This window comes from Terrisporobacter sp., assembly GCF_017888745.1.
Lineage (GTDB): Bacteria > Bacillota > Clostridia > Peptostreptococcales > Peptostreptococcaceae > Terrisporobacter.
In genome coordinates, this window is the sequence record NZ_JAGHFM010000108.1 from 1 (window position 1) to 5,254 (window position 5,254).

Consider the following 5,254-nt stretch of genomic DNA (forward strand, 5'->3'; position numbering starts at 1 on the left):
CCTGTAAAAATATGTAACTATTTGCACTTATATATCATATAAATAGATAAGCACTAAATATGAAGGAGGTATATAAGTGTGAATAAAAATGAAAATAATATAATGACTAGAAAATTTAATGTTACAGTATTATCTATACCAATTGTGTATGACTTCTTTGGGGACTTTGATCCCAATGGTATGATGTATATACTAGAAGAAGATAAAGATAAAGTTAGAAAAAAAGCTTTGGATAACTTTAATAATAAAGATGAAAATGGAGACCCCCTTCCAATACCTACAGATGAAGTTCAACCACTTACCATAAGGGCAAATGTTGGAGATAAGATAAAAATTGAATTTGAGCATAATGAAGATAGAAGGCTATCTATTCATATGCAAGGACTTGAATATGTAAATATAAAATCAGATGGTGCTAATGTAGGTTTTAATGAAGACTCTACAGTTGGACCAGGAGAAAAAATAACTTATGAGTGGTATGCAGATAGAGAAGGTATTTTCTATTTTAGTGATATGGGAGATACTAGATTTAGCGAAGAAGGAACTAATATACATGGATTATTTGGAGCGCTTATAGTACAAGCTAAAGGGTCTACTTGGACAGACCCTGTGGATGGATGTGAGCTTAGAAGTGGTATATTTGCAGATATTCACAACCCATGCAAACCTAGTTTTAGAGAATATGCAGTATATTTTCACGATGAACTTGAAATGAGAAATCGATTTGGAGGAACAATAATAGATCCTCATACAAACGAGCTGGTAGGGGTAACTGCAATAAGTTACAGATCAGAGCCTATGGTAAATAGAGCTAATTTTATACCACCAAAAGATAAGGGATTTAAATTTTGTAATCCTTGTGATAAATGTGATTTTGTTAATTGTATAGATATAGTAGAACCACCAGAACATCATCATGTAATAGATGGAGAAGATGTGTCTATGAGTTCTTGGACTTATGGAGATCCATCAACTTTTATACCAAGAGCTTATAAAGGAGATCCATCAAGATTTAGACTTATACATGGTGGTGTAAAAGAAACTCATGTATTCCATCTTCATACACATCAATGGAGATTAGAACCAGATGATCCTAATTCAACTATAATAGACTCTATATCAATAGGGCCACAAGAATCATATGATATTGATATATTATTTGGAGCAGGAAGTTTTGCTGGTACTATAGGAGATCATATATGGCATTGCCATCTTTATCCTCATTTTCATGAAGGAATGTGGTCTTTATGGAGAGTATTTGATAGATTAGAAACTGGAAAAGACGTAATACTTGAAACTGGAGAAGTTATCCCACCACTATATACGGATGGAACTTATATAAAAGCTTTAAATCCTATTCCTGATAGAGAAATACCACCTGAAAAAGATTTGTGTCATCCTGGATACCCTAATTTTATAAATGGAGAGTTTAGAGAAAGAGCGAATCAGCCACCTTTAGGTATACTAAATCAAGAAGGAAGGAATAAAATATGTCCTACTTGTTTTGAAGAAGCAAATTTTGTAGATAACTTTGCTCCAGGGGCTTTATATGCAGAAAGTTGTCCTAAAGAGAAAAATAAAGATAAAAGATACGATAAAGAATTATATAAATCACACAATAATCCTATAGATAACTGTAATGATGATTGCAAATATAATTTTAGAGACCCAGATGCTGTATTTGAATTATTTGCAGTAGAAGCTAAATTAGTATATAACAGGGCAGGCTGGAATGACCCTTATGGTAGATTTTATATTTCAAAAGAACAAATAGAAGATTATACAAGATGTAAACTTACCTTAGAAAATAGAGAAGAACTAGTTATGAGATATATAGAAGGTGTAGAAAATGGTTATATTGATGCTGAGCCATTGGTGATAAGAGCTAATAAAGGTGATTGTATAGAAGTTAGAACTACAAACTTCTTACCAGAAACATTACCTGCAACAGAATTCCAATTAGAAACAATAACTGATAATGTAGGTTTTCATATACATTTAGTTAAGTTTGATGTTATAACTTCAGATGGAGGAGCAAATGGATATAATAATATGGCTTCTGTATTTTATGGAGAAACTATAATAGAAAGATATTTTGCAAATGATGAATTAAATGCTTGTTTCTTCCATGATCATTTTAATCCAAACTCACATCAGCAACATGGATTATTTGCAAGTCTTATAATAGAGCCTGAAGGATCAACATATCATGACGCTAAGACAGGTAAGCAAATAAAATATGGAACAAAAGCTGTAATAAAGACACCTTCAGGTAGAGTTTTTAGAGAATTTGGATTATTTGTCCATGACTTCGCATTATTGTTTGACAGACATGGAAAAGCATTAAATCCACCTCCATTCCCAGGTTCACATGATGATCCAGGTGTTATGGGTATAAATTACAAGTCAGAGCCATTAAGAGAGAGACTAAATGATAAAGATGATGATCCAGCATATGTATTTAGTTCTATATACCATGGTGATCCAGTGACGCCAATACTTGAAACTTATCCAGGAGATGAAATCGTGATAAGATTGTTAGATGGAGCTCAAGAAGAACAACATGCATTTAATATAAATGGATTAAAATGGAGAAAAGAAATAACAGATAAGAATTCACCGTTAGTTCAAGCTCAAACATTAGGAATATCAGAAGCATTTAATATAAGGATAACAGATGATTATAAAGCCGGAGATTATATTTACTATTTTGGAGGACAAGATGATCTTTGGTTAGGTCTATGGGGAATAATAAGAGCTTATAAAAAGAAAACTGATAAACTACTTCCTATTGATAATTGTACTTTAGGTTTATTGCAAAAAATAAAATTTTGTAAAGATGAAATTAAAAGATGGATAATTAAAAATAAATGTCATCCAAGTAAAAAAGTTAGAGAGTTTCATATAGCTGCAATTCAAAAGGACATTAAGTATAATGATTTTGGCGATCATGATTCAGATGGATTATTATTTGTACCATATGAATATAAAGATGACGTTATAAATGGATATATAGAGCCTATTCCACTTATACTAAGGGCACAAAAGGGCGAATATATAAAACTTACTTTAACTAATTGTTTTGATAAACCAATACCATATCAGGAGTTCCCAGGTGTTCCAGTTGACAAAAAAATTTATCCATCGATGAGAGTAGGTATTACTTCACAATTTTTAAGACTTGACCCAGTAAAAGATAGTGGTGTAAATATAGGTTACAATAATGTAGAACAAACTGTAGAGCCAGGAGAGAGTATAACTTATATATGGTATGCAGATAAAGAGTATGGAACTTGTCTATTATCATCTTTAACAGATATAAGAAACCATAGATATCATGGTCTATTTGGGGCAATAATAATAGAGCCAGAAGGATCAGTGATAGATGGTGATTATAATTGTGGATATGATAAACAATATAGAGAACAGGCAACTATTATAAAGGATAATAATGAGAAATTTAAAGAATTTGTGTTATTTATGCATAATGGAATAAGACTTTTAGATAAGGAAGGTAAATTAATACAAACTAATCGAGAAGTAGGAGAAGATGGAGAAGTGGAGCCAGTAGATTTTGAAGATAGAGGTGAAAAAGGATTTAACTATCGCTCAGAGAGATTTTTTAATAGATTGAAATTTAATGATGACATTTCTAAAGTATTTAGCTCTAAGACACATGGAGATCCAGCTACACCAATATTTGAAGCTTGTCCTGGTGAAAAAGTAATAGTAAGGCTTTTAATGCCTGGAGATAAGCCTAGAAATATTTGTTTTGTGCTTCATGGTCATGAATGGAAAGCCCAACCAGATGATCCGTTTACAAGAATAATATCAGCTCAAGGTGCTATGAGTGTAGGTAATGTATTTAATATTGAACTATTAGATGGAGCATCTATGATACCTGGCGATTATTTATATAGATCAGGCATAATAAAATGGGATATAGAGTCAGGTATGTGGGGTATTATTAGAATAAAGAAATAGAAATAAACAATATTGATGATATAATCTATGTAATTGAAGATTTTTATGATTATACAGTTGAAATGAGTAGTGCTAGAAATATTGCTCAGAATATCAAAAGTTATATTATAAATAAATATTAAAATATAGCAGCTTAATATAATTAGATAATAAAAAGGAAGATAAATTTTCTTCCTTTTTATTATGAGTTTACTACTATTAGCGAGGTTCTAGATCGATTTTTTAATATTAGCACATATTTGTATAACTTTTTAATATTCTCACATAATGGTTAGCTTCCCTTAATACATGATCTGCAAGAAGTGGTAGTATTATAGATTTTATTTTACATTGATCAATACCGATTGTTCCTGTTTGTTTGAAATCTTTAAACTTAATTGTTTGATTTAGAGTTTCATTTGTAATACTATCTATTGTTATGTTTGTCATATTTTGTGCTTCTTCCATTAAATCTTTGTACTCATTTGCAAAATTATTTGAAGCATTAACTAATTCACCTTCAGATGGATCAAGCAATCCTCTAATAAATAAAGCATGTTCCATCATAATCTGATCCCAAAATAGTTCTGTTTCTCTTATATCCTTATCATCAATATCTATTCCATTTTCTAGATCAATGATAAATGAGCGATATAAATTTGCCTCTCTTAGTATATGTTTAATAAGTAGAGGATAATTTACGGTGAATAGAGTACAAGATAACATTCCATCTAATATTCTTTCTTTTAAGTTAATTAGTCCGTCCAGTAATTTTATAGCATTGCAGTTTAGCATTTTTACATAATTTATCAAATCACAACTAATTTGTGGATTTCTTCCACTATGCAATTTTGATTCTGCCATAGTTATATTCTGATTTATTTCTATCCCTGTATACTTTGATGTTGTTTGTTCTGTACTAAAGGTGTAATCAGTAATAATTTCTCCGGATTTTAATACATTAGATCTAATTACTCCGTTACTAGCGCTGACAGCACAGAATAATAATTTTTCAAATTGTGTTTTATAATGATCTGCTTCACTAGCAAGTTTTGAATCTTTAGGTGTAAATCCTGCATCTAAAAAGATTGAATGCTCTTTCATGATTCTTGAAAAAAACAAGTGCAATTCAAGTGACAAAACAACGTATTTTTGAGTATTCATCATATTGCCTTCCCTATAACTTAGATATTCTATTCTATTTTATTCTGAAAATTATATTTTGTTCATAGGATTACAAAAGTAGAGTGTTGATTCAAAGAGTACTATTTAAAGTATATATAGTAAGGTC

Annotated in this window: 2 protein-coding genes; one reads left to right on the forward strand and one right to left on the reverse strand. The window is 30.5% G+C overall.

The features are described 5' to 3' along the window. The first annotated feature begins 78 nt into the window (after window positions 1-78). Entirely contained in the window at window positions 79-3,984 is a 3,906-nt protein-coding gene (locus tag J7G74_RS05420; protein WP_297132835.1) for a multicopper oxidase domain-containing protein, read from the forward strand. A 228-nt stretch (window positions 3,985-4,212) separates the two neighbouring features. On the opposite strand, the gene J7G74_RS05425 is transcribed toward J7G74_RS05420, so the two are convergent. Then, the gene (locus J7G74_RS05425) at window positions 4,213-5,130 is read right to left on the reverse strand and encodes a DUF2935 domain-containing protein (RefSeq protein WP_297132837.1); all 918 of its coding nucleotides are present in this window, start codon (window positions 5,128-5,130) and stop codon (window positions 4,213-4,215) included. Window positions 5,131-5,254: the final 124 nt, after the last annotated feature.

Excerpts from the sequence above, each read along its gene's own strand:
- J7G74_RS05425 (WP_297132837.1), bottom strand. The coding sequence starts at position 5,130 with ATGATGAATACTCAAAAATACGTTGTTTTGTCACTTGAATTGCACTTG.